This window comes from Vibrio sp. 1402 (assembly GCF_033340275.1).
This window is the reverse complement of record NZ_JAWOWE010000740.1, coordinates 1-511: the sequence shown is the minus strand read 5'-3', so window position 1 is coordinate 511 and position 511 is coordinate 1. Positions and strand designations below refer to the sequence as shown.

The 511-nt window shown below is 50.3% G+C and carries 1 protein-coding gene; it reads right to left on the bottom strand.

Translation table 11 applies throughout. From position 1 onward, the window contains the following. On the bottom strand, positions 1-509 hold a 509-nt coding region (locus R7044_RS28225), incomplete at its 3' end, for a fatty acid cis/trans isomerase (RefSeq protein ID WP_225456406.1). Between the last annotated feature and the right edge of the window lie 2 nt (positions 510-511).

Genomic DNA, 511 nt, shown 5'->3' with positions numbered 1-511 from the left:
TGCTCACGATCAATCGAAAAATCAAAACCTTCTAATTGCACTTGGTCTGGCAAGGGATGGCGCTCTTTCTGTTGCAATAAACGAGCGATAAGGCCAGCTTCAAGGTTTGCCGCCATGCTTTGGTCGCGTTCATTCAAAACAGGGTGGAAGCCAGCGTCGCGCCATTCTTGGGTGGTTTCTGCATCTTCAAACAAGCGAGTAGGTGCAGCAGCTGTCAGGCGAGTGCCTTCATAAACCAATGCTTTCGATGCTCCGCGGTCGATCCCTTCTACCGATGAGAGTTTTAGCTGACATGGCGCATCGTAGCAGGCGTGGCAAACCACACAGCGGTTATCCACGATAGGTTTTACCTCGCGCTGGAAGAAATCTGCCTGTGGCGTTTCAACGCTGGCAGTACGCTCACGAACCAACTGAGGGCCGAACAGTTGGTCAAAGTTCAGGCCAGCATAAGTAGCACAACCAGCAAACAGACTGGCAATGCAGAGTATAAAAATTAGACGCAAATTCATTG